General features: G+C 61.8%; 15 protein-coding genes. 5 read left to right on the top strand and 10 right to left on the bottom strand.

What is annotated here, in order from left to right:
• Positions 1-120 precede the first annotated feature (120 nt).
• The 7 genes from ABH909_RS20525 to ABH909_RS20495 all read right to left on the bottom strand — a co-directional run bounded on the left by ABH909_RS20525 (position 121) and on the right by ABH909_RS20495 (position 7,987).
• Entirely contained in the window at positions 121-1,113 is a 993-nt protein-coding gene (locus tag ABH909_RS20525) for a siderophore ABC transporter substrate-binding protein (protein WP_429436444.1), read from the bottom strand.
• Complete coding sequence (locus ABH909_RS20520) at positions 1,110-1,892, bottom strand: ABC transporter ATP-binding protein (RefSeq protein ID WP_429436442.1); 783 nt, start codon at positions 1,890-1,892, stop codon at positions 1,110-1,112. The genes ABH909_RS20525 and ABH909_RS20520 overlap by 4 nt, the downstream gene beginning before the upstream one ends.
• Complete coding sequence (locus ABH909_RS20515; protein ID WP_429436440.1) at positions 1,889-2,839, bottom strand: iron chelate uptake ABC transporter family permease subunit; 951 nt, start codon at positions 2,837-2,839, stop codon at positions 1,889-1,891. Before ABH909_RS20515 ends, ABH909_RS20520 begins: the two co-directional genes overlap by 4 nt.
• Positions 2,836-3,780 (bottom strand): ABC transporter permease, encoded by a 945-nt coding sequence (locus ABH909_RS20510; protein ID WP_074877668.1) that lies wholly within the window; start codon positions 3,778-3,780, stop codon positions 2,836-2,838. The genes ABH909_RS20515 and ABH909_RS20510 overlap by 4 nt, the downstream gene beginning before the upstream one ends.
• Positions 3,777-5,546, bottom strand: coding sequence for an ABC transporter ATP-binding protein (locus tag ABH909_RS20505; protein ID WP_429436437.1), 1,770 nt, complete (start codon positions 5,544-5,546; stop codon positions 3,777-3,779). Before ABH909_RS20505 ends, ABH909_RS20510 begins: the two co-directional genes overlap by 4 nt.
• Complete coding sequence (locus ABH909_RS20500) at positions 5,540-7,342, bottom strand: ABC transporter ATP-binding protein (protein ID WP_429436434.1); 1,803 nt, start codon at positions 7,340-7,342, stop codon at positions 5,540-5,542. Before ABH909_RS20500 ends, ABH909_RS20505 begins: the two co-directional genes overlap by 7 nt.
• Positions 7,343-7,468: 126 nt before the next feature.
• The gene (locus tag ABH909_RS20495; RefSeq protein WP_429436432.1) at positions 7,469-7,987 is read right to left on the bottom strand and encodes a sigma-70 family RNA polymerase sigma factor; all 519 of its coding nucleotides are present in this window, start codon (positions 7,985-7,987) and stop codon (positions 7,469-7,471) included.
• Between the two features lie 225 nt (positions 7,988-8,212).
• Between ABH909_RS20495 and ABH909_RS20490 the strand changes: the two genes are divergently transcribed.
• Positions 8,213-10,390: a condensation domain-containing protein gene (locus tag ABH909_RS20490; RefSeq protein WP_429436429.1), complete on the top strand. Its 2,178-nt coding sequence runs from the start codon at positions 8,213-8,215 to the stop codon at positions 10,388-10,390.
• Positions 10,391-10,467: 77 nt separating this feature from the next.
• On the opposite strand, the gene basC is transcribed toward ABH909_RS20490, so the two are convergent.
• Both basC and ABH909_RS20480 read right to left on the bottom strand, forming a co-directional pair.
• The gene (gene basC / locus ABH909_RS20485; protein WP_429436426.1) at positions 10,468-11,787 is read right to left on the bottom strand and encodes a putative histamine N-monooxygenase; all 1,320 of its coding nucleotides are present in this window, start codon (positions 11,785-11,787) and stop codon (positions 10,468-10,470) included.
• A gap of 82 nt (positions 11,788-11,869) precedes the next feature.
• The gene (locus ABH909_RS20480; protein ID WP_429436424.1) at positions 11,870-16,207 is read right to left on the bottom strand and encodes an amino acid adenylation domain-containing protein; all 4,338 of its coding nucleotides are present in this window, start codon (positions 16,205-16,207) and stop codon (positions 11,870-11,872) included.
• A 118-nt stretch (positions 16,208-16,325) separates the two neighbouring features.
• On the opposite strand from ABH909_RS20480, the gene ABH909_RS20475 reads away from it, so the two are divergent.
• From ABH909_RS20475 to ABH909_RS20460, 4 genes are all read left to right on the top strand, one after another.
• The gene (locus ABH909_RS20475; RefSeq protein ID WP_429436421.1) at positions 16,326-17,498 is read left to right on the top strand and encodes an isochorismate synthase; all 1,173 of its coding nucleotides are present in this window, start codon (positions 16,326-16,328) and stop codon (positions 17,496-17,498) included.
• A gap of 27 nt (positions 17,499-17,525) precedes the next feature.
• Positions 17,526-19,361, top strand: a complete 1,836-nt coding sequence (locus ABH909_RS20470; protein ID WP_429436418.1) for a (2,3-dihydroxybenzoyl)adenylate synthase — start codon at positions 17,526-17,528, stop codon at positions 19,359-19,361.
• Positions 19,362-19,424: 63 nt separating this feature from the next.
• Positions 19,425-20,648, top strand: a complete 1,224-nt coding sequence (locus ABH909_RS20465; protein ID WP_429436416.1) for a histidine decarboxylase — start codon at positions 19,425-19,427, stop codon at positions 20,646-20,648.
• Between the two features lie 45 nt (positions 20,649-20,693).
• Positions 20,694-21,011, top strand: a complete 318-nt coding sequence (locus ABH909_RS20460; protein ID WP_429436413.1) for an isochorismate lyase — start codon at positions 20,694-20,696, stop codon at positions 21,009-21,011.
• A 212-nt stretch (positions 21,012-21,223) separates the two neighbouring features.
• Here ABH909_RS20460 and ABH909_RS20455 read toward each other — a convergent pair whose 3' ends face one another.
• Positions 21,224-23,647, bottom strand: coding sequence for a spermidine synthase (locus tag ABH909_RS20455; protein WP_429436411.1), 2,424 nt, complete (start codon positions 23,645-23,647; stop codon positions 21,224-21,226).

The following is a 23,647-nucleotide window of genomic DNA, read 5'->3' as shown; positions in this document are numbered from 1 at the left end:
CATAAAGGTTTCCGGCTCAGATAGATAAACCCTCAATAAAAATCATTAGCATTTACAAAAAAAGGCCAGTGCTTTGATGGCACTGGCCCGGGCGGGCGGTAGCTGTGGAGCGAGGTGAACTCAGCCCTTGTAGGCTTGCATCACCTCATCAGCCATGCGGTTCAGGCAGGTGACACTCGCAGTGCACAGGTACCAGGTTTGCGCATCGACGAAGATCACCCGGCCGTTGTTCCAGGCTTTGGTCTTGCGCAGTAACGGGTTGTCCAGGCTGTCGAGCGTGAGCGCCGGGCGTCGTTCCATGACGGCGGTGCGGTCGATGACGTAGAGAATGTCCGGGTCGGCCTGCTGGATGAACTCGTTGGAGATCGGCTGGCCGTGCAACCCGGCGGCGGTGTCGCTGCTGGCTGGCTTCACGCCGAGAGTGTCGAAGATGAAACCATAGCGCGACTGGACGCCATAGGAGGTGAACGCGCCGTTGTTGTGCAGCACGATCAAGGCCTTCTCCGGACGACCTTCAGTGACCTTGCGCGTCTGCTCGACCTTGCTTTGCATTTCGGCGACTTTCTGGCTGGCCAGCTCTTCCTTGCCGAAGATGCGCCCAAGCTGCGTCAGGTGATTCTTGGCGGTCTCGATGTAGTTGCCGTTCTTGTTGCTCAGGTCCACATCGTCATAGACGGTTGGCGCGATCTGGCTCAGCTGCGCATAGCTTTGCGCCTGCAAGGGCGAAATGAGGATCAGGTCGGGTTTCAGTGCGTGCAGTCGTTCGAGGTTGGGCTGGATGGTCGTGCCGACATCGGCGACAGCGGAGTCGTCGCGGTATTTTGTGAGGAAATCGGCCACGTAATCCTTGGCCATTCCCACCACCGGCGCGCCGAGCTGGTCGAGGCTGTCGAGTTCGCTCATGTCGAACGCGACCACACGCTGCGGCAGTCTGTTGATTTCGGTGATGCCTAACGGGTGCTTCAGCGTAATCGGTTGGTAGGCGGTTGCGGACGCTGCTTCAGGTGGCGTCACGTTGGCGTCGGGCTGGGGGTTGTCGCAGCCTTGCAGGGCAGCGGTCACGGCCATGGCCAGCAGCGCGTGAGCGAGCTTGTTGCGGTAACCAGCGTTCATATCAGTTCCCTTGAGGTCGATGGGTTGAAGTAGTTGCAGACGAACCCCGGCCCGCCGCGCAGGATCTCGAAGTCGAGGTCGAACAGTTCCCGCAGGCAGTCTTCGTTGACCACCTCTGCAACGGGGCCACTTCGGTGCACGGTGCCGCGTTTCATCGCGACGATGTGATCCGAGTAATTGGCGGCGAAGTTGATGTCGTGGACCACCAGGATCACGGTACGGCCTTGTTCATCGCACAGACGACGCAAGGCACGCATGATCATCACGGCATGTTTCATGTCGAGATTGTTCAGTGGTTCGTCCAGGAGCAGGTAGTCGGTCTGCTGGGCGATTGTCATGGCCAGAAACGCCATTTGCCGCTGCCCGCCACTGAGTTCATCGATATAGGCGTGGCGCAGCTTCTGCAGCGACAGAAAGCAGATGGCGTCATCAACGGCCTCGCGGTCCGCGCTGGTCATGTTGCCCCGGCTGTAGGGGAAGCGACCGAATGCCACCAGTTCATCTACGGTGAGGCGCAGATTGAACTCGGGGGCCTGGCGCAGCGTGGCCACGCGTTTGGCGTAGTCGCGCACCGGGATCGTGCCGATGTCGCGCCCCTCGATACTCAGCTCGCCACCTGATGCAGCCTGCAGGCGGGCTATCAGCATCAGCAGGGTCGTCTTGCCGGCGCCGTTGGGGCCGATCAGCGAGGTTATCTGCCCGGACGGAAAGCGTACGCTGACATCGGTCAGCACCGGTTTGTTGCCGTAAGCCTTGTAAACGTGGCTGAGGGAGATCATGCGGTGCCCCGTGTGCGAGCCATCAGCGTGAGAAAATACACGCCGCAGACCAGGTTGATGAGGATGCTGACGGAGGTGTTGTAGTTGAACAGTTGCTCGACCAGGTACTGGGCAATGATGAAGAGGCCGATCGCAATCGCGCTGGCGATCGGCAGCGTCACCCGGTGGCGGGTGGTGCGGGCGAGGCCATAGCTGATGTTGGCGACAAAAACGCCCATGAACGCGGTCGGCCCGACCAGGCTGGTGGACAGGGCTACCAGGATGGCAATCAGCGCCAGAAGCAGGCGCACGCTGGTCAGGTAGTCGACCCCGAGGGAAAGCGCCTGATCACGCCCCAGCGCCAGCACATCGAGGGTTGGCAGCAAGCGCTGGATGGCCAGGCACACGGCAATCGCCAGCAGGCCTGAATACAACACCTGGGCAGGTTGTGCCTTGTTGAACGAGGTGTAGTTGAAGCCCTGCAGGATCGAGAATTCGCCGGGGCTGATTTTCAGCTGTATGAATTGCGTGAAGGTGGACATCACCATGCTCAGCACCAATCCGAGCAAGAGCAACAGGTAGACATTGTTGCGCCCGTCGCGCAGCAGCCAATGGTGAATTAGCCAGGAATAACCAAGCATCAACGCTATCGACATCGCGACATTGGCATCGCGCCCCAGCAGTACCAGGCTTTGCGAGCCCAGCAGCAGGATCAACAACGCCTGGAACAGCAGGTAGATGGCCTCATACCCCATGATGGCCGGCGTCAGGATGCGGTTACCGGCGATGGTCTGGAAAATCACCGAGGAATAGGCGATGCACAGGCCGGCGATGACCATCGCTGCGAGACGGGTGAGGCGCTTGGGGATGATGTAATCGAAGTCCAGGCCCGAGCCCAGCAGCAGGAACCCTGACGCCAGGAGCAGGACCAGCAGCCAGACGCCGTAACGGATGAAAGCGCTGCTCATCGGTATTGCCTGATCAAAAGGATGAGGAAAAGAACGCCGCCCACACTGCCTGCGGTCAGGCCGATGGGGACCTCGAAGGGGTAGATCAACAGGCGCCCGAGGATGTCGCAGGCGAGCAGTAGCGAAGCGCCGCACAAGGCCACGATGGGTAGGGTGCGCGCCAGGTTCTCGCCATAGTGCAATGCCACCAGGTTAGGGATGACCAGGCCAACAAACGGAATTGCCCCCACGGTAATCACCGTGGCCGATACAGTGACGGCCACCAGCATCAGGCCCAAGGTTGCGTTGGCCGTATAGTTCAAGCCCAGGCTGCTGGCCATGCCTTCACCCATGCCGAGCACGGTGAAACGCTGGGCAAAGAGGTAGGTAAGCAGGACGATCGGCAGGATCAGGTAGATGATCTCGTAGTTGCCTTGAACGATCTTGGAGAAGTCTCCTAATAGCCAGCCTTGCATGCTTTGCAGAAAGTTGTGGCGGTAGGCGTAGAACTCGGCAACGGCGCTGAGCACGCTGCCATACATCAGCCCCACCACTGGCACCAGCACGGTGTTCTTGAAGCGGATGCGGCGGATGATCGTCACATACAGCAGGCTGGCGACGAAACAGAAGGCCAGCGCGAACAGCATCTTGCCAGTGGTGCCCACTGACGGCAGCGTGGTGAGGGCGATCAGGATGCCCAGTTTCGCGGCATCCAGCCCTCCGGAAGTGGCCGGCTCGACAAAGCGATTGCGCACGATCTGCTGCAGGATCACCCCGCACACGGCCAAGCCGACACCCGTGAGTACCAGCGCGGCCAAGCGTGGCAAGCGGCTGGCGGTGAGGGTCAGCCAAGCGTCGCCGGAGAAACTGAACAAGGAAAGCCAGGATACTTGCTTGACCCCTATCACCAGCGACAGGCAACAGAGCACGGCGAACAGGCCCAACAAGGCTGCACGGTTCAAATACTGGCCTCACTCACGGGCTCGGCTGCTATCCGCCAGCCCTTCGCGGCGCGGCGTTGAGCGAGGAAGTGGGCGTACAGGCCGGGCGTTTCGCTCAACTGAGCGGGTGAGCCTTGCTGGCAGATACTGCCGTTGTCCAGTACCACGACCTGGTCGGCCATCGCCACCGTCGACAGCTGATGGGCGATCACGATCACCGTGCGCTTACCGTGCAAGCGCGCCAGGGTATCGGTGATCGCCGCCTGGTTTTCGGCGTCGAGTGCGGCAGTGGCTTCGTCGACCAAGAGGATCGGTGCATCCTTGATCAGCGCCCGGGCGATGGAGATGCGCTGGCGTTCACCTCCCGAGAGACGTGCGCCACCCTCGCCAACGGACGTATCCAGCCCTTTTGGCAGGCGCTCGATGATTTCCATGACACCGGCGGCCCGTGCCGCCTCCATGATTTCGGCATCTGTGGCGTCGGCTTTGCCGATACGGATGTTGTCGGCAATGGTGCCCTGGAACAGGTATGCATCCTGGAAGATCTGGCTGATCTGCGCCGACAGCTGCGCATTGGACAGTTGCCGCACGTCCACGCCGCCAATCAGTACAGCGCCTTGGGTGACGTCGAAGAACCGGGCAATCAGCCGTACGAGAGTGGTCTTGCCCGAGCCGGAAGCCCCCACCAGGGCGACCATGCTGCCGGGCAAAATCCGCAGATTGATGTTTTGCAGTACACCCGGTTGCTGTTCGGCATAGCGAAAGCTCACTGCCTGCAAGTCCACGCTGCCATCGCCCGGCGCCCGTTTGCCTGGCGCCTGTGGCAATGGTTCGACCGCGAGCAACTCGCGCACTACCGCCAACTGGCTTCGTGCGCTGCGTAATACCTCGCTGTAGCTGGCCACCTCTAACAGTGGGTCGATAAAGCGGCTGACCAGCAGCAGCGCCAACACCACGGATACCAGCGAAGCCGGGGGCAGGGCGCTGCCCGACAGGTCGCCGAGCCACAGCGCGGCGGCGACCAGCAGTACGGCGAAAACCGCCTGGACAGCCCAGCTGTTGACCACCACCGACATGGCGGAAACATGAATCAGGTGCCGGGTCGACTGTTGCTGGCGGGAAATGGCCTGTTCGAGAAAGTGGATGCCGCCGTCTTCACCGTTGAATGCGCGTAGCACCGATTGCGCCTGGGCGAACTCGACCATGCGCTGGCTGGCTTGCGCAGTGTGCGCGTGGTAGCGCTCATCGGCGTTCTGGCCCAGGCGTGCTGTCAGGACGAATACGCCGAACAGGAACGGCAGGGCCAGCAGGGCGATCAAGCCCATCTGCAGGTTCAGCGTGAACAGGGCCGCGATGACCACAAGCGGGGTGATGACGCCGCTGATCAACGGGGTAAAGACGTGAGCCGGCAATTGCGCCAGGGCCATCATGCCTTGCGAGGTCACATGGCTCAGGCGCGCGGTATTGTGCGCGTTGAACCAGCCGACGGGCAGTTGCGCGATGTGGTCGCCAAGCCGGTGGCGGCCACGCTGGAGCACAGCGACGCCAACCCGAATGCCGGCTTTCTCCACCGTGCGTCGAAGCGCCCAGCACAGCACCACTCCGACCAGCAACACCAGCAACCACTGTTTGCTGGTGTGAAGTTCGTTGTTCAGCAAGCTGCCAAGCACCGGCAGCACGCTGACGATGCTCAGCCCGCAGACCAGGCCGTACAGCACGGTCAGGCAGAGGTAGCGCAACAGGATCGATGTGTCGTCGCCTAGCAGTTGAGTAAAGGTTTTCAGCATGGGGACTGCGCCTCTTCCGTGGGCTGTTGGTAGCCACCCAGCGCCCACAGGCGGGCATAGTGGCCATTGCGCGCGAGCAATTGCTGGTGGTTGCCTTGTTCGCGGATGCGTGCGTTGTCCAGCACGATGATCTGATCGGCGTGCATCACCGTATCCAGGCGGTGGGCGATAACGAGCACGGTCCTGCCCCGGGCGAAGCGCGACAGTGCGTGCTGGATCTGTACCTCGTTTTCGGCATCGGCAGCCGCGGTGGCTTCGTCCAGCACCAGCACGGGCGGGTCGAGCAGCACCGCACGGGCAATGCTCACGCGCTGCAGCTCGCCACCGGAAAGCTGCGCATCTTCGCCGATGACCGAGGCGTAGCCTCGCGGCAAGGCCAGGATGCGCTCATGGATATTGGCAGTGCGTGCGGCGTGCTCGATTTCCTGCTGGCTGGCAGACGGGCGGCCCAGGGCGATATTGTCGCGCAGGCTGGCATGGATCAGCCGGACGTCCTGGAGCACAAAGCCGATGTGGCGATACAGGCGGCTGCTGTCGATCTGGCGCAGGTCTGCTCCGCCAATGCTGATGCGGCCGGCGCTCGGGTCGAAGAAGCGCAGCAGCAACCGCGCCAGCGTCGATTTGCCTGCCCCCGAGGCGCCGACAATGGCGGTGACCGTCCCAGGCTTGAGGCTGAAGTTGATGTCATCGAGTACCGGGGTGTCGCCGTCGTAGCTGTAGCTCAGGTGCTCGACGCGAATCTCGGCTTTTGCGTCCAGCTCCAGCGGGCCGCCCGCCAGGGTCTCAAGGACTGGCGTGTGCAATAGACCGTGCACGCGCTGCGCGGCGCCGGTGGCGTTGTGCAAATCATGCATGACGTAGCTGAGCAGCAGCAGCGGGGCGCACATGCCCGGCGCCACCAGGGCAAAGGGCAGTATGTCGGTGGGGTGGATCCAGCCCAGGCTGGTGAACAGGGTGCCGAACGCCAGGACCACCCCAAGCACCGCCACCGGCGTGAGCATGGCATGGGCATTGGCGATGGCACTGACCAGTGGCCGGGTGAAATCGGTGAACGCCGCGGCAAATGTGTCCACCGCCTCGCGGTAGCTGCCGTGCGCCTTGCCCTCGATGCCAAAGGCCTTGACCACCGGAATGCCATTGATGAATTCGATCACGGCATTGTTGATGCGCGTCATCCCCGCACCGAACGCTTGCATGTTTTCGCCGCTGGCCTTGGTGGCCCTGAAGAAGAACAGCAAGAACAAGGGGAAGGGCAGCAGCGAAACCAGCGCCATGCGCCAGTCCATGACGAGCATGTACAGCACCGAGACAACGACCGCGCCCAGGGTTCGGCCAAGGGTGGTGTAGAAGTGCGCAGTCAGGCTGTGCAAGATGTTGATGTCATCTTGCATGGCCTGCTTGACCTCGCCCGAGGCTCTGCTGGTAAACCAGCCCAGCGGTACCTTGGCCAGGCGCCGGGTGATCGCCAGGCGCAAATGGCGGGTGATGCTGTTGTCTGCCAGGTGGGCAAGCATTTCGCCCAGCGAGACCAGGCTCATGCCGACGAACAGACACCCCAGGCTGATGCCCGCCACCTGCCAGATCTGTTGCCGGATCTGCGCGTCGGTGCCGCTGGCCTGCGGTGTCAGCAGCAGTTGTGCGACATGGGCGATTGCCGCCAGGGGCACCATGCTCAGCATCGTGCCGAGGGCGGCGAGGAGGCCGGCGATCAGCAGGCGACCGCGAATCGGTTGCAATACCTCAGCCACGGTGCCGGCTGATGTGGGGGGGGCCGTGCTTGCATCTTCAACGCTCATTGAATCTCCTGAATGACCACGACAGGCAATCTGGGGTGTGCCTGATGTCCTTAGCGTCCGCGCGTTCCAAGCTGTGCGTACTGTGTATTCCGAACGTCCCGGCAAAATCCTCAATCCCGTGTGGTGTCACGCACCGTGCACGGAAGCGAATGGGGTGCAGGCGCGCACGCCTGAAGAGATGTACTTCTCGACGGACGACACCGATACCTTCAGTTCAGTCGCGATAGCGCGATGGCCCATGCCGTTCAACTTGTACAGCAGCAGTGCCTTGCGGGCATTGGCGGGCTGGGCGTGCAGGGCGGCATCGATCTGCGCCAGTGCTTCGAGCATCAAGGCACGCGCTTCTTCGGAGGGGGCCAGGGGTTCGCACTGCTGCTTGAGGCCTTCGAGATGCCCGGCCTCAAGCTGGCGCCGGCGATAGAGGTCGATCACAAGGCCCTTGGCAATCTGAGTCAGGTAGCAACGGGACACTTCTGCTGCGGGAACACTGCCGCGCTTCAAAAGCCTGAGATAGACATCTTGAGCGAGATCGGCGGCGTCGAATGAGTTGCCCAGCATGCGCCGCAGCAGGTTATGCAACCAATGGTGATGCTCAAGATACAGTCGCCCAAGTTGCTGCTTGAGCGCGAACGTTCCGTTGTCCACTACTTCTCCGATATCGGCATCAGTGCAATTTTTGACTAATGCGAATAGTTATGATTAGTATTGGTAGCATACAGGCGTTTCTGCACCCCGTGCAATGCACCTGCTCGCACCTCACTCCGACGCTCAGAACACCTGGGCGTTACCACCAGACCGAGGATGGGTCTGTCGGCACTCGCGGCCGTGTCTACCACCTACTGTTTTTTGTTCGTTAAGGCGGGAAATTCCATGATGGAACGCAATCCAGATACAGCGACTCAGCTATCTGTCAGCGATTTTGAAGAGCATGCGTGGCTCTTGCAGCAGCAATACCCTGAACAAGCCCTCAAGCACTTTAGCGCATGGCGGTTCACCGATGAGGTGAATCCGGCCAGGCTCGAGGCGGCGCTCGAGGCAGTCATTACCCGCATACCGGAGCTCAACGTCCGCTATCGATTCAACGACGAAGGCGAGCTGCTCAAGGTGCGTGAAGACGACTGGGGGGCTTGCGTTGCGGTGTTGCAGGCTGATGACGATAGTCAGGCACAAGAACTGTTGTTGGCGCACCAGGCCCAGCCGTGGGACGCTGAAAACCAGCCGCCTTTGGCTGCACTGATCGTGCAGATAAAATCCGATGTAATCCTGGCCTTTGTACTGCATCAAGTGCTCGACCAGACCTGCCGCGAAGATGACCTGTACCGAATGACCCTGGATGCTTACGCCGGGCGCTCCGTTGGGGCTGCGCATTTACCTTGGCTGCAGCGTCACGGCACATCCGGCGCCGGCGCCTCGGACACGATGGCTGTGGCCCGGTCCGCTGATGCCGGCAATGACCGCGCAGAGGTGGTCACGGTTATCCTCGATGAGTTTCGCGGTGCCCTGGGCGAGCCGACCATGTCGCAGAATGACGACTTCTTCGATTTTGGCGGCCATTCGCTGCTGGCCACCCGCATCATTGGCAAGCTGTTGAGCAGTCACGGCATTGAAGTGCAGTTCAACGACTTTTTCAGCGCACCCTCGGCTGCGGCCCTGGCTTCGCGGGCTCAGGTCCTTGGGACGGCGGGTGCATGCGCCTTGTCCGAGCAGACTCAAGAGGTGCAGAAAGCGCCGTTCGCCCTGGCCCAGGCTTCGCTCGGCCGCGCCTATGCCGCCTTTGAATTCGGTACCATTTTCAACCTGCCGTTTGCCCTGGACTTCCTCGACGAAGTCGATGAGCGCTTGTTCGAGCACGCTTTTACCGACTTGATCGAGCGCCATGCCAGCCTGCGGACCACCTTCCATTTCGAGGCGGGCGAGGCTTATCAGCAAAGGATTGCGCCTGGCCAGTTGGGCCGCTTCAAGTGGTTCTGGTCCAGCGATGAGAGTGAAGAGGCCTCACTGGCCAGCGAAGCGAGCTACCAATTCGACCTGTCCCGTGAACTGCCTATGCGCGTGCGGTTCTTGCGCGATCCGCGGAGTCAGCGGCAGACCTTGTCACTGCTGGTGCACCACATGGCGATCGATGAATGGTCCCTCAACGTGATGATGGAAGAGTTGGGCAAGGCCTACCTGGCCCGTGCTGTCGGCAAGGCGCCTGTATGGGAAGCTCCGGCACCTTCGTTCCACGAATATTCGGTGCACGAGCAGGCCAGGGGAATCAATCAGCAGCATCTGGCCTACTGGACCGACATGCTTCGCCCTGCCACGCCCGGGCTGGCCCTGCCGGCTGTCGATGGCGACTGCCGCGAAGCGGTGGGCGAGGTTTCAACCAGGGCCGAGTGGTTCGAGATCAAGCCGGACCAAGCCCTGATCGACCACCTGTACAGTTTCGCCCGGCAAAACAATTCGTCGCTGTTCGGTGTGGTGTACAGCGCGATTGCGTTGGCCTTGCACAAAGTCGGGGGATTGCAGGACCTGGTCATCGGCACGTCTGCTTCCGGGCGTACCGACCCTGCGTATTATGAAACGGTCGGCTACTTCACCACGATGGTGGCGCACCGTGTGCAATTCGATTCCCGGCAGACCGTTGGCGCAATGATCGAAAACACCAGCCGCCTGATCAATGAATCGATGGCCTATGCCGATGTGCCCATGGAGCACATCCAGCAAGCCTTGGGCATGACGCCCGCGGACGGCCTGTTGTTCGATGTCTACGTCCAGATCCACGCCAACAACGCGCTCAACGGCGCATTACCGACACCTGACTCGGGGTCGATCCGTTATCGGCACATTGACCCGGACAAGAACCAGTCGATGTTCGGTATCCAGTTCGAGATCATGGAAAACATGCTCGATGGCCAGCGCTCATTGCGGCTGGTGGTGACTTACCGCTCGGACCGTTACAGCGCCGAGCAGATGGCACGCGTCAGCGCTGCCATCGAGCAGGTGTTCGCACTGTTCGTGAGCCCGGAAGGTGCTGCGGTGAAGGTTGAGCATGTGCGGGCCTGAAACGTGATCGGGTTAGCCGCTGCACGATAGTTTCCGGGGCGCCAGGCGCCCCGGATTTTTTTGGGTGGGAGAAGGGCTTATTCCTCGTGCATTCCGTAACGCTGGAATGCCGAGCGCTTGGGCAGGCGGTAGTGCGATCGGCCCAGCAGTTGGTTGATTATCGTCGCGTTGCGAATGGCGGCAATGCCCAGGTCGGGCGAGCCAACCCCATGCTGGAAGATCTCCGCGTTCTGCACGAAGATACGCCCTTGACCGTTGTCGCAGCGGCGTGCGGTGAAGTCTTCCTCGACGATGCAGTCGCCGTGCTCGTCGGTCGCCAGCACGCTGCCCTTGAGGCGCTCGAACCATTGTGGCCAGGCATGCCCATACCCAGTCGCTGCAACAAGCGCATCCGCCTCGAAGCTGCTGGTCTGGCCCAGTTCGCGATGGCGATACATCACTTTCAGCTTGCCGGCGTTAGTTTCGACCCGCTCGACCTCGCAATTGGACAGGAGCGTCAGCCCGGGGTTTGCGCCGCCGATCGAGCGCTCGTAGATCAGGTCGTAGAGGTCGCCGATGGTCGAGAAGCTGATGCCCTTGTACAGCAACCCTTGCCCAGCGACGATATCGCGGCGGCGCTCGCGGGGGATGCTGTGGAAATACTCCATGTAGGACGGGGTAAAGCACTCCTGGCCGAGCTTGGAATACTCCATCGGATGGAACCCGGGAGCACGGGTGATCCAGCGGATGGAAGCGCCGGCCGCGACCCGTTCCGGGGTCAGCTCGTTGAACAGCGCCAGCACACACTCGGCAGCGCTTTGCCCGGAACCGATGACCGTCACTTGTTGGCACTGCGCCAGTTGCGCCTGGCGCTTGCCGAACTCCGCCGAATGCATGATGGGGGCCGAGCTCTTCACTTGTGCCCAATGTGGCAGGATCGGCGAGGTACCGATGCCCACCGACAGATGCCGGCTGTAGTAATGCCGTTTGAAGCCGGACACAGACTGGCTTTCGATCAGGAAGCGGCCGGCATCGGCGTCATAGTGCACATCGCAGACTTCCTCGCCGAAGTGGCAGGCAGCCAGCTGCTGAGACGCCCATCGGCAATAGTGGTCGTATTCCCGGCGCGGCACCTGGAAGTTGTCGTAGTAATAAAACTGGTAGAGGCGATCGTGTTGGTGCAGGTAATTCAGGTAGCTCAGTGGGTGAGTGGGGTCGGCCATGGTCACCAGGTCGGCCAGGAACGGTACCTGCAAGGTAGTGCCTGGCAATAGCAGCCCTTCGTGCCAACGAAACTCGGTCTTGCGTTCAAGAAAGATGCCGCTCACCTCGGAATGGGTGGCGAGCAGTGCGGCAAGGCCCAGGTTGAACGGGCCAACGCCGACACCGGCGATATCTACAATGGGTGCATCCTTCATCCAGTACTTCTCCCTACATCCTGCTGTCAGAAAGCGGGCGTCACGTCGACGCCCGCTCGGTTCATGGCAAAAAACAATCGGCTCAAGCGCCTGCTGCCGTAAGCAGTTGCGCCACCTCTTCGGAGTTGCGGCAACGCAACAGCTGTCCAGGCGATAGCGTCACGGCGAACTGCTCCTGCATCCGCGCCGATATGGCCTTCAAATGCTGTGGGCGCAGACCCAGGCTAATGAAGTCCGCTGGGGCACCGTTATCGGTCCGCCCCAGCACCGTCAGGTAAATGTCCAGCACCTTGTCGCGCGCCGTTGGCAGGGCAGGGGCGTCGCCCGCTGGCTGAGTGCAGAGCAGCGCCCGTGCCCGCTGTCGGTCGACCTTGCCATTTTGCGAAAGCGGCAGCTCGGCAACGCTGATGAAGCGCGTGGGTACATGCGATTGCGCAAGGTGCAAGCGAGCGTAGTTGCGCAGTTCGGCTGCGCTCGGTGCTGCGCCGGCCGGGTCGCTGACGTAGAGCGCACCAAGGCTTACCTCGCCTTGACGCGGGTCACCGAAATCAACCACCAGCACCTGTCGGAGCGAGCGATGCGTGCTCAATGCCATCTCGATATCCGGCAGCGAAACCCGGACCCCACGTACTTTCACGTAGCCATTGACCCGGCTGTCGAAGAGCAAGGTGCCATCGGTGCGATAACGCCCGCAGTCGCCGGTTCGGAAAGCGCGTACCGGCAAACCTTGCAGGTCGTTGACGGTGATGAAGTCGGTTTGGATTCGCTCGCTACCTTGCAAGTAGCCCAGGGCCAGATTGATGCCGGCGGTGTGAATGCGCCCAACCACGCCCGCTGGGCAATGACGGCCCTGGTTATCCAGGACGTAATAGCTGTTACCAGGCAGCGGTCGGCCATAGGGGATCTGCCCACGATCTTCCTCGCCGATTTCGTGCCAGATGCTCCAGATAGTGGTTTCGGTCGGGCCACCCAACGAGATCAACCGCGCGCCAGGCAACAGGTCGCGCAATTCGGCAATCACCGTCGGTTTGATGTAGTCCCCTCCTTGGGCAATCAAGCGCAAGCTCTGCAATGCGTTGCCCGCGCGGCAGGCGAGGAGCATTTCCAGCATGGCCGGCACGGAGCACCACAAGCTGACCCGATGCTGGACGATCAGCTGGTTCCAGCGCACCGCGTCCTTGTCCTCGCCCGGGCCAGGCAGCACCAGTGTGGCGCCAGCGGTGAGGCAGCCGAACACATCGAAAACCGACATGTCATGGTGCAACGGTGTCACCGACATGAATATGTCGCTGGCGGTCACGGCCCAGTTGGCCAGAGTGCTGCCGATCACGTTGCTGGTGGCGCGATTGTTCAGTACGACGCACTTCGGTTGGCCTGTCGTGCCGGAGGTGTACAGGTAGTATCCCGGGGCATCGTTCATTGACAGGTCGGCCAGCGTATCGGGCAGTGCCGCAGGCGTTGCAAGCAGCTCGCTGCTGGTGGCTGTCGGGTGCCCGACAGCTTGGGCATCGTTCAGCACCACCAGATCGGGCTGGCAATTGTCGAGCAGGTAGCGCCTTCTTTCTTCCGGCGCGGCAGCATCGATCGGTACCCAGATCAGCCCCGCCAGTGCGCAGGCCAGCGTCAATTGAGTGTGTTCGAAGCTACGCGGCAGGCAGATGGCGACCACCTGCCCCTTGCGCAGCCCGCGGGCTTGCAGTGCGGCCATGATCCGGGCCACGCCGTCACCGAGTTCGTTATAGCTCAGTTGTCGGTCTGCGTAGACCAGGGCGATTTTGCGATTGCCTGGCGTAAACAGATTGCGCGCTATCTGACCGAGGAACCCATCACCGTAAGCCTCGTCAGGCGGGCTGTTCAAACGGTAATGGCTGGTGTCGATGATCGACGCTGCTTCCACCGCGAAATCGCTACTGCTAGCGATCCGTTCGATGGCGCGCCGTAGCGTATGCAGGATGTCAGTGACCAGCGGTTGCGCGAGCATCTCGCGGGCATAGTCGATGTCGAGCAGCAACGCCCCATCGGCATTGGCGCAAAAGCGGATGTCCATGGCTACCTGAGGCGTCTGGGTCAGCCCGTCGTGCAGGCGCATGGCGCTGCCGGCGGGGGCCGAGGGCCAGGACAGGCCATTGGTGATGACCACAGGTAATACCGGGCCCGGACCGCACCTGTCGAACAGCAGGCGCGCCAAGTCCACACCGGAAAACGCCAGGTGCTGCAGGCCCTCCATCACGTCCACCTGCAAGCGGGTCGCACGCTCGACGAAACGCTCGTCGTCCGCTGTCCAGTTGATCGCAATAAAGCTTGAGCGGTTGGCGAATGCTGCATCCGACAGTGGCGCAACGGGAATTGCCACGCACAAGTCGCCTTCGTTGACCCAGTGCGAAAGCACTTCGAGCACGACCGCCATCAGCGCGGAGTTCTTGAACAGCCCTTGGCGGGCGCCGACCTTGCACAGTTTTGCAAAGCTTTCCTTGGGTACAAGCAGGCTTTCTCGTGCGTAGCGCGAAGCGCCAACCTGGTCCAGGGCCACGAGCCAGGGCAGGCGTGGGGCGCCTGCAACGGGTGCCAGTTTGGTTGCCCAGTAGGCGGCGTCCACTTTTCGCTGCTCGCCCACATTCGCCTGTGCGGCTGTTGTTTCGCCCGAAGGCTCTTGCGGCGTTAAGCCTTCGAACAATTCCAGCATCAACGTGGCGATCGAGCGCCCATCCAGAATCAACGCATCCATGCGGGCGAATACCACCAACTGCCCCTGGGCCAGCTTGAATACGGTGATGTTCCACGGCGCACGGTCCAGATCGAAGATGGCATGCGCAAAGTCGTCCCTCCGGGCAACGATGTCGGCCATCGCGTCTTCGATCGAAAGGTAGCGAAGGTCGACTTCATCCAGATTCAACTGCACGTCTTCGCTGACGTACTGCACCCGCTTGTTCGGGTCGATACGCGTGCGCAGGCCGGGATGGCGCCGGACCATTTCAGCCAGGCGGCTGCGCAGCAGGTCTAGCGCCATTTCGCCGCGGTATTCGCGAAACTCTTGCATGGCCACGCCGCCGAGCGGCATCTGTGTGCTGCGCCCCAGGAGGTAGGCTTGTTGCAATGCATTCAGTGGCTGCGTCGATACCTTGCGGGGCAATGGCTGGTCGAAGGTAGCGGGGTGCTTGGCGACGTCGGTCACCAACGACAGGAATGCCTCGAACAGCCGCGTTACCCAAGTCTGCGGCAGGGCGTCCAGGCGGATATCCCAATTGATCAGGATGCCGCCGTCGGCGCAGGCAAATTGTGCGTCGAGCGCGACCTGCGGGCCTTGCGAGATCAGCCAGTTCATTGGCCCAAAGCTACGTCGCACGCGTTCGGAAAGCAGCTCGCCACCGGGCATATCCAGGGCGGCGGTAAATACCACGGGAGCCAACTGTGGTGAGCCATGATGGCGAGAAAGGTCGCGCATGACGTTCACGCCGGAGTAGGCGCAATGCTCGAGCAGGCTCACCATTTTTTGTGCCAGCTGAGTGCTCAGCGCTGCCGGACTGGTGTCGGTCCGGTTCTCCACGTCGAGGATCAGCACATTGACGAAATCGCCAATGACCTGGTCGACGCCGTCCAGCAGAGGGGGGCGCCAGAACGTCGGTACGTTGAGGCGAAACCGAGGGTCGCCGGTGTGCGCGCCGAGCACGGCCGCAAACAACCCGAGCATCAGGTTCGACAGGGTGATCCTGCGCTGCCGTGCCAGCTGCGTCAGCGCCTGGCGTTGCTGCGGGTCAAGCCAGGTACTCAGGCGTTCGCTGCGGGCATGTGCTGGTTGCTGGTCGAGCAACGGCAGGCTCGGCGCCGGTGCGATGTTGCCCAGGCGCTCGCGCCACCAGTGGCGATCGCGGTCATGGGCGGCCTTGAGCTGGGCATCCGTTCCCGCACGGTCCCACCAGTCGAAGAAGGTCGGCCGGGCTCCCGCTGGCTGCTCGTGGTTTTCATACCTGTCGGCCAGGTCTTCCATTAATGTGCGGAAACTCGAGGGATCGACGCCGATCATGTCGGTATCTACGTGCAGACGGAACTGCTGGTCGGCGAGCAGGCTGATACTGAAACGCGCAGGATTGCCGTGCCGCAGGTCCAGCTGTTGATGGCTCCACTGTTCACGTTTGCGCAGCAGGTGCTGCGTTGCCTCCTGCGCGGTCATCGAGCGCAGGTCATCGACCTCGAGCTGCGGTGCCTGGTCGACCGAGGCGACGCTTTGTCGGCCGTCCTCGCTGATTCGCAAGCGCAGCATGGGGTGCATCGAAGCGACTTGGGCCAAGGCGCTGCGCAACCTTTGCAGCTCAATGGCATGGCCGTCGAACTCAGCGTACAGATGAGCTGAAACTTTCCCTAGCGCCGCATGAGCAGTGCGCCCGATCCAACAGGCGGCTTGCATCGAAGTTAACTCTCTCATGGATCACTCATATCACGTCATTGACAAGCCATAAGAAATGGCGTCCTCTATTATTAGGAACGAGAATGATTAAGATTCAAGAAAAATTTTAACCAGCTAGCATGGAGGCTGATGCAAGATGAGAACAAACGTCCTCAGGGCGGGTGACATCGACAAGGCACAACAGGAAACGAGTTTCTCATTCACTTCAGGTGATCGGGAATTGGTGGTCAGTGGTGCGATGCAGCGGGTTGAAGCCCCTGCCGTTGGTGGGGATGACCCAGAAAGTGTGTTTCAGAAGGCGGTCGCGCGGGCTTTCGAACGTGCCCGCCAAGCAGGCCAGGCGAACCCGATCATGGTCGGCGCCGTTCCGTTCGACCCCGCCGAGGCTTCTTGCCTCTATATCCCCGAACACGCCGAATGGCGTACACGCAATGCAGTAGCGGAAGCAGAGGGCGCGAGCGCCGCATTGCCCGAGCTGCTCGAACAATACGACATACCCGGCGAACACGCCTTCAAGCGCTCGGTGGAGCATGCCATCGTCAATTTCCGCCACAGCGATGTGCGCAAGGCGGTGCTTTCCACTCAACGTGAGCTGGTGTTTGCACAGGACGTCGATGCTGAGGTTGTCGAGCGCAACCTGCGTGCGCAGAACCCAAGCGGCTACCATTTCCGCGTGCCGATGGGCGATGGCGGGGTACTGCTGGGCGTCAGCCCGGAGCTGCTTGTGCGCAAGGAAGGGCCGAGCTTCATTTCCAATCCGCTGGCCGGTTCGGCCAAGCGCATGGCCGATGCCGAGGCTGACCGCCGTAATGCCGCATGGTTGGCGGCCTCGGAAAAAGATCACTACGAGCATCAATTCGTTACCAGCGATATCGCCTCCCGGGTGGGCGAATGGTGCACCCGCCTTGAAGTGCCCGAGCGTCCCTCCCTGATCAGTACGCCGACGCTGTGGCATCTGTCTACACGCATAGAGGGCAACCTGATCGACCCGGGCGTGACAGCCTTGCAGCTCGCCTGCCGGCTGCACCCTACACCGGCCGTATGCGGTTTCCCTACCGAGCGCGCGCGGCGTTTGATCCGCTTCGTCGAAGCGGCCGAGCGCGGGCTTTTCACCGGCATGGTGGGATGGTGCGATGCACAGGGTAACGGGGAATGGGTCGTGACCATTCGCTGCGGCACGATCAGACGCAATCGTGTCCGGCTGTTTGCCGGCGCAGGCATCGTCGAAGCCTCGCAGCCTGAAATGGAATGGGCGGAAGTCCAGACCAAGCTACGCACCATGCTGCGTGCTTGCGGATTGCCCCACTGAACCGAAACTTCTGAAGTGTGAAACCTTATGACTCTTGAATTCAATCACTGGCCCCAGGACAGAGCGCAGCGCTATCGCGATCATGGCTACTGGATCGACCAGCCACTTACGCAGATTCTTCAGCAGCGTTGCCAAGCCCAGCCGAATGCGCTGGCGGTAATCGGTGGAGAGCGGAGTTTCACTTACGCCGAACTTGATCGACTGTCTTCCAACCTGGCTTCGCGCCTGGCGGCGCGAGGGCTTGGCCAAGGCGATACGGCGCTGGTGCAACTGCCAAACGTTGCCGAATTCTATATGACGCTGTTTGCCCTGCTCAAAGCCGGCGTTGCGCCGCTCATGGCGTTGTACAGCCACCGCAAGCTGGAGCTGACCTCGTACGCCAGCCAGATCCTGCCGAAACTGTTGATTGCCTCCCGCGATCATGAAGTGTTTCGCGACGACAGCTACGTTGCGCTCTTTGAGCAAGCCGGCGCCCAGCCGCAGGTCACTTTGTTCCTGGGCGAGCCCGAGGCTGAGCGAAGCCTTGCGCAGTGGCTCGACAGCCCCAGCGACCGCCCGGTGCACTACGCACCCACGGCAGCGGATGAAGTGGCGTTGTTCCAGTTGTCGGGCGGCAGCACCGGTACCCCAAAGCTCATCCCGCGCACGCACAACGATTACTACTACAACGCCCGCGCCTGCGCCGACGTCTGTGCACTGACGACCCGTAGCCGTTTCCTCTGCGCGGTACCCGCGGCGCACAATTTCCTGCTCAGCTCCCCAGGCGCCCTGGGCGTCATGCATGCCGGAGGCTGCGTGGTCATGGCCGCGAACCCGGAGCCTTTGACTTGTTTCGAGCTGATCCATCGGCACGAAATCAATACCGTGGCCCTGGTCCCCAGCGCTGTCGCGCTCTGGCTGCAGGCAGCACCGCAGCACCGTGAGCAGCTGCAATCGCTGGAGTACCTGCAGGTCGGCGGCGCAGTGTTCGCCGACTCTCTGGCGCGCCAGGTACCCGAGGTGCTCGGTTGCAAATTGCAGCAGGTGTTCGGCATGGCCGAGGGGCTGATCAACTACACCCGCCTGGACGATAGTGATGAACAGATCTTCACCACCCAGGGACGCCCGATCAGCGCGGCAGACGAAATCAAGATCGTGGACGAGGAGGGCATGCCCGTCGCACTTGGCGAAACCGGCATGCTCGCCACCCGCGGCCCTTACACCTTTTGCGGTTACTACAAGAGCCCGGAGCAGAACGCCAAGGCGTTTGATCAGGACGGTTTCTATTACTCCGGCGATCTGGTGCAGATGACTGCTACCGGCGACCTGCGAGTAGTCGGGCGGATCAAGGACCAGATCAACCGCGGTGGCGAGAAGGTTGCTTCGGAAGAGATCGAGAACCTGCTGGTGCTGCATCCGCAGGTCACCCATGCCGGGCTGGTGGCAATGCCCGATGAAAAACTGGGTGAGAAGAGCTGCGCATTTGTCGTTACGCGCAACCCCAACCTCAAGGCACCGGCGCTCAGGCGTCACTTGCTGGATCTGGGCATCGCCGAATACAAGTTGCCGGATCGCATCCGCATGATCGAGGTCATGCCGCTCACTGCCGTGGGCAAGATCGACAAAAAACAGCTGCGTCACCTGTTGGCGGTGGATACCACTCGCCAGTGGCTGCAGTCGCGGCTGGTGCAATTGCTCGAGGATGGCAATGAGCTTGATCCAGAGGAAAACCTGATCTTCTACGGCCTGGATTCTCTGCAAGTCATGAAGCTGGCGACCGAGCTCAAGGAGCGTGGCATTGCGGTGAGCTTTGAAGAGTTGGCCAGCGCCCCCACCCTGGCGGGTTGGTGGTCGCTGGTGGAGGCGCGCCAGAAGGCCGCCTGACAGCCAGCAATGGGCCGCACCGGCTAGGGGCGGCCTTTTAGGTCAGTTTAAAAGGAGTTGAATATGACTTTGTCTTTCGCCGATAAAACCCGGCTGGATGAATTTTGGCAGCATTGCCTGGAACATCAGTTTTTCAACATAGGCTACCCGGAGAACGCCGACTTCGATTACTCGGCGCTGCATCGCTTTCTGCGCTTTTCCATCAACAACTGCGGGGATTGGGCGGCCCCCAGCAATTATGTGCTGAACACCTTCGACTTCGAGAAAGAGGTGATGGCGTACTTCTCCGAACTGTTCGACATTCGCCTGGGGGACAGCTGGGGCTACGTCACCAACGGCGGCACCGAAGGCAACATGTTCGGTTGTTACCTGGGCCGGGAGCTGTTTCCCGACGGCACCTTCTATTACTCCAAGGACACCCATTATTCGGTGGCAAAAATCGTCAAGCTGCTGAGGATCAAATGCCGCGCGGTCGAATCGCTGCCCAATGGCGAGATTGACTACGACGACCTCCTGGCGAAGATCGCTGCTGACAACGAACGCCACCCGATCATCTTCGTCAACATCGGCACGACCATGCGCGGTGCGGTCGACAACATTGCAGTCATCCAGCACCGCCTGCAATTGGCGGGCATCGCCCGCAAGGATTACTACCTGCACGCCGATGCGGCACTGAGTGGGATGATCCTGCCTTTTGTCGATCAGCCGCAGCCGTTTACCTTTGCCGATGGCATCGACTCGATCTGTGTCTCCGGCCACAAGATGATCGGCTCGCCGATCCCCTGCGGGATTGTCGTGGCCAAGCGCGACAACGTCGAGCGCATCTCCGTCGACGTCGATTACATCAGCGCCAGCGACAAGACCATCAGCGGTTCACGCAATGGCCATACGCCGATGATGATGTGGGCGGCGCTACGCAGTTACTCGCCGGCGCAATGGCGCCGGCGCGTCCAGCACAGTCTGGCGATCGCCCGGCATGCCGTCGACCGGATGCAGGCCGCAGGCATTGCGGCCTGGTGCAATGAGAACTCGATCACCGTAGTGTTCCCGTGCCCCTCTGCGCGTATTGCGAAGAAATACAGCCTGGCGACATCCGGTGATAGCGCACACCTGATCACCACGCCCCATCATCGGGATACCCGCATGGTTGACGCACTGATCGACGAGATCATTGCCGAACAGCCGGAAGTCTGGCATGCAAAACGCGACGACAGCGATGACCCTACCGCCGGCATTCGGCTGCAGACGCACGTCCGCATGCCTGATTCGCGCTTCGATGTCATATGAACACTTCCCGACGATTTCCATCTCTGCAGATTTGAGACACCCACAATGTTGCCACTGAAAAGCCCTGATACCTGCACCAGCCTTGACGATATCCGGGCAGGTATTGACCACCATGACCGGCAAATCTTCGAGGCACTCGAAAAACGCCTGGGCTACGTCAAGGCTGCCACGCAATTCAAGGCCAATGAGCAGGCTATTCCGGCCCCGGAACGGGTTGCCGCGATGCTAGAGCAACGCCTCGCGTGGGCCGCTGACGCCGGGTTTGACCCGGCCTTCATCAAAACGCTGTACGAACACATCATCTATTGGAACATCCAGCAGCAAATACTCCACTGGCGTTCGCTTCCTCCCGCGCAATCCTGATTGCGCGGCAGCTTCGGGCCGTCAGGCGGCCCGATTCGAGAAACATTGGGGCCTGGGTTTCGACTCGCTGTCGCAGGTCGACCTGGCCCAGTTGCTGAGAAAGTCACTCTCGCGTCTCGACACGGTGAGACGTGTGAACTGCGGCAAGCGAGGTTCCAATAGGTCATTCGTCTCACCAGGGTCTGTTGACGTTTCGCTGCGAACCGCCGCGATCAGGGAAATGTGACCGCCGCTGCGAGGTACAGCAGCAACGCCAGCAGCAACACCACGGTGAAGCCCAGGTGGATCGCCAGCAGGGTCGCCAGCACGGCCCCCACCACCGATACGCTGGCGTTGACGCCCCAGGCGATCGGCACCAGGGCTTCGGCGCGCGCGGAGATGCGCTCGAGTCCGAGCGGAAACGGCATGCCCATGGCGAACGCCAGCGGCGCTATCAGCGCGGCGCAGGTGCCGAATCTGGCGAGGGTTTGCACCGGCGCCAGCAGCTGGAACAACGGGGGCAGGGCGATCAGGTAGAGCAGGGCGATCACGCAGATCGCCAAGACTGGCCACGTGAGCGGATGACGGGGCGCTACACCCGTTCCGATGTCCCGCCGCCGGCGGCCAGAGTAACGGCTGCCGAGGCCAGCGAAGATCAGGAACGCGCTGAGCGTTACCGCCACCGAATACAACGGGTGGCTGAGGAAAAGGGTGAATTTCTGGATGAAGGCGATTTCCACGAACATGAAGGCGAAGCCAATGGCGGCGAAGTAGGACACGACCCTAAGTTCGAACCTGGCCAAAGCCGCATTCTGAGAGCGCCGCCGCGCCACCCATAGCGGCGCCAGGATCAGCAGCACGGCGGCCACGCTGGACTGCAGCAGCGTGGCGATCAGCACCGGATAGCCCCACTCCAGCATTGACAGGCCGCCCTGTTCCTTCAGCGCCAGCAATTCCTGCAGAGAGCGCCACTTGAAGAAATGGAAGAAATACGGCCGGTCATCCGTGGTCGGACGCACGTCGAACTTGTAGCGTGCCAGGAACTCCGCGCGCTCGCCGGACAGCAGGGCCTGCGCCGCTTCGAAGAACCAGGGCCGGTCGAGCAGGTTGTAGCGGTTCGCCTCGGCCACGGTCATCCCGGGGTAGTAGGCCAGGTCGAAGGAGCGCGCTCGGCAGAACTCCCGCAGCACGGCGATGCCAGCCTCGTTGAAATCCCTGTTGCTGACCAACAGCGTCGCGGTCTTCCAGCCGCGGATCATGACGATGCGCCGCGCCGCGCTGGCCTGCCCATCGCGCTCGATAGCTGCGGCCGCGGTGGCCAGCAGCCTGGGAACATCGCGGGGCGGCAGGGTGACCCAGCGGGTGATGGCCAACAGGCCACCGGGCGCGAGATGGCGCAGGTACTCGGCGAAGGCGTCCACCGTGTACAGGTAGTTCTCGGACAGCGCATGCAGGCCGCCCGAGGCGGTGCCGAAGGAGTCGAGCAGGGCGATCTGGATCAGGTCGTAAGGCTCGACACGTGAAGCCACCAGGCCGCGCGCCTCGCCGATCAGCACGCGGACGTTGGGCGCGCTGTACGGCTTGCCGGAGAAGTCGGCGAAGCGGCGCTGGACCAGATCGATCACCTGCGGGTTCAGTTCGATGGCATCCACCGCGCTGGCGCCGTGGTAGATCGCCTGCAGCACATCGGCACCGGCGCCGCTGCCCAGCACCAGCACGCGGGGTTGCCGCAGCAGGTGATAGGGCAGAGCCGAGGTCAGGTAGCCCAGGTAGGCGAGCGGTTCACGGCGCCCGTCATAGCGGTTCAGCACGGAAAGACCATCGCCGTCGGTAAAGATGGCCAGTTGGGCGGGCGGTTCCTGCGTCGCGTTGAGGCTCAGACCCGGCGCGTGGCGCAGGGGAATGGTCGGGCTGTCGACGACCGTGAGCAGGCCCAGCGGACTCCAGGTCTGGGCGATTGCGTACGCATCCTTAATACGCAGCGTCTGGCTCAGTTCCTTGTACTCGGAGGGCGACAGGGCGATCCAGCGCTCGGGCACGCCGGCAGGCACAACGACTGCCGCCGCCAGCAGCAACGGCGCGAGCCAGTGCCTATGCCCCGTGCAAGCCATGCTGGCCAGCGCCCCGGCGGCGATGCCGGTACCGCCCAGCAGCCGCAGCGCATCGACGGGCGTCAGGGCGAACAGCGCGGCGACGATTGCCAGGCTGCCTACGCCGGCGCCGAGAATATCAAAGGCGTAGATCCGATGAATCTGTTCCTGAAAGCAGGTGAAGGTCAGGCAGATGCACACCGCCGCGCAGAAGAACGGCACGAACAGCAGCAGGTAGATCATCAGCAGGCGCGCCGACTGCCGCGCGTCCCAGAGGATCTCAAGGGGATTGAATGGAACCTGCTGGGCCAGGCCGAAGCAGGCAATGGCGCTCAGCCCGAACAGCACCGCGCCGCCGATGAACACGCCATGGAAGCGCGGCGCCAGGACAGGCCGCGCCAGCGCCACGGCGGTGCCGGCGGCGCCGTAGCCGAGCAGCGCGACGCTGATCATCATGTAGGCGAAATGGTGCCACTGAATGATCGAAAGCAGCCGCAGCAGCAGCACCTCATAGCCGAGCGCGGAGGCAGACAGCAGCGCCAGGGCGAGCAGCGGCGGCGAATGCAT

The sequence above is a fragment of the Pseudomonas sp. BS3782 TE3695 genome (assembly GCF_050435305.1).
Taxonomy (GTDB): Bacteria; Pseudomonadota; Gammaproteobacteria; order Pseudomonadales; family Pseudomonadaceae; genus Aquipseudomonas.
The sequence above is the reverse complement of the archived record's forward strand: the minus strand, read 5'-3'. Positions and strand labels throughout refer to the sequence as shown.

Bases quoted from the DNA above. Each gene is read 5' to 3' on its own strand.
- ABH909_RS20525 (WP_429436444.1), bottom strand. From the start codon at position 1,113: ATGAACGCTGGTTACCGCAACAAGCTCGCTCACGCGCTGCTGGCCATG.
- ABH909_RS20520 (WP_429436442.1), bottom strand. From the start codon at position 1,892: ATGATCTCCCTCAGCCACGTTTACAAGGCTTACGGCAACAAACCGGTG.
- ABH909_RS20515 (WP_429436440.1), bottom strand. From the start codon at position 2,839: ATGAGCAGCGCTTTCATCCGTTACGGCGTCTGGCTGCTGGTCCTGCTC.
- ABH909_RS20505 (WP_429436437.1), bottom strand. From the start codon at position 5,546: ATGCTGAAAACCTTTACTCAACTGCTAGGCGACGACACATCGATCCTG.
- ABH909_RS20500 (WP_429436434.1), bottom strand. From the start codon at position 7,342: ATGAGCGTTGAAGATGCAAGCACGGCCCCCCCCACATCAGCCGGCACC.
- ABH909_RS20490 (WP_429436429.1), top strand. From the start codon at position 8,213: ATGATGGAACGCAATCCAGATACAGCGACTCAGCTATCTGTCAGCGAT.
- basC (WP_429436426.1), bottom strand. From the start codon at position 11,787: ATGAAGGATGCACCCATTGTAGATATCGCCGGTGTCGGCGTTGGCCCG.
- ABH909_RS20480 (WP_429436424.1), bottom strand. From the start codon at position 16,207: ATGAGAGAGTTAACTTCGATGCAAGCCGCCTGTTGGATCGGGCGCACT.
- ABH909_RS20475 (WP_429436421.1), top strand. From the start codon at position 16,326: ATGAGAACAAACGTCCTCAGGGCGGGTGACATCGACAAGGCACAACAG.
- ABH909_RS20470 (WP_429436418.1), top strand. From the start codon at position 17,526: ATGACTCTTGAATTCAATCACTGGCCCCAGGACAGAGCGCAGCGCTAT.
- ABH909_RS20465 (WP_429436416.1), top strand. From the start codon at position 19,425: ATGACTTTGTCTTTCGCCGATAAAACCCGGCTGGATGAATTTTGGCAG.
- ABH909_RS20460 (WP_429436413.1), top strand. From the start codon at position 20,694: ATGTTGCCACTGAAAAGCCCTGATACCTGCACCAGCCTTGACGATATC.
- ABH909_RS20455 (WP_429436411.1), bottom strand. From the start codon at position 23,647: ATGCATTCGCCGCCGCTGCTCGCCCTGGCGCTGCTGTCTGCCTCCGCG.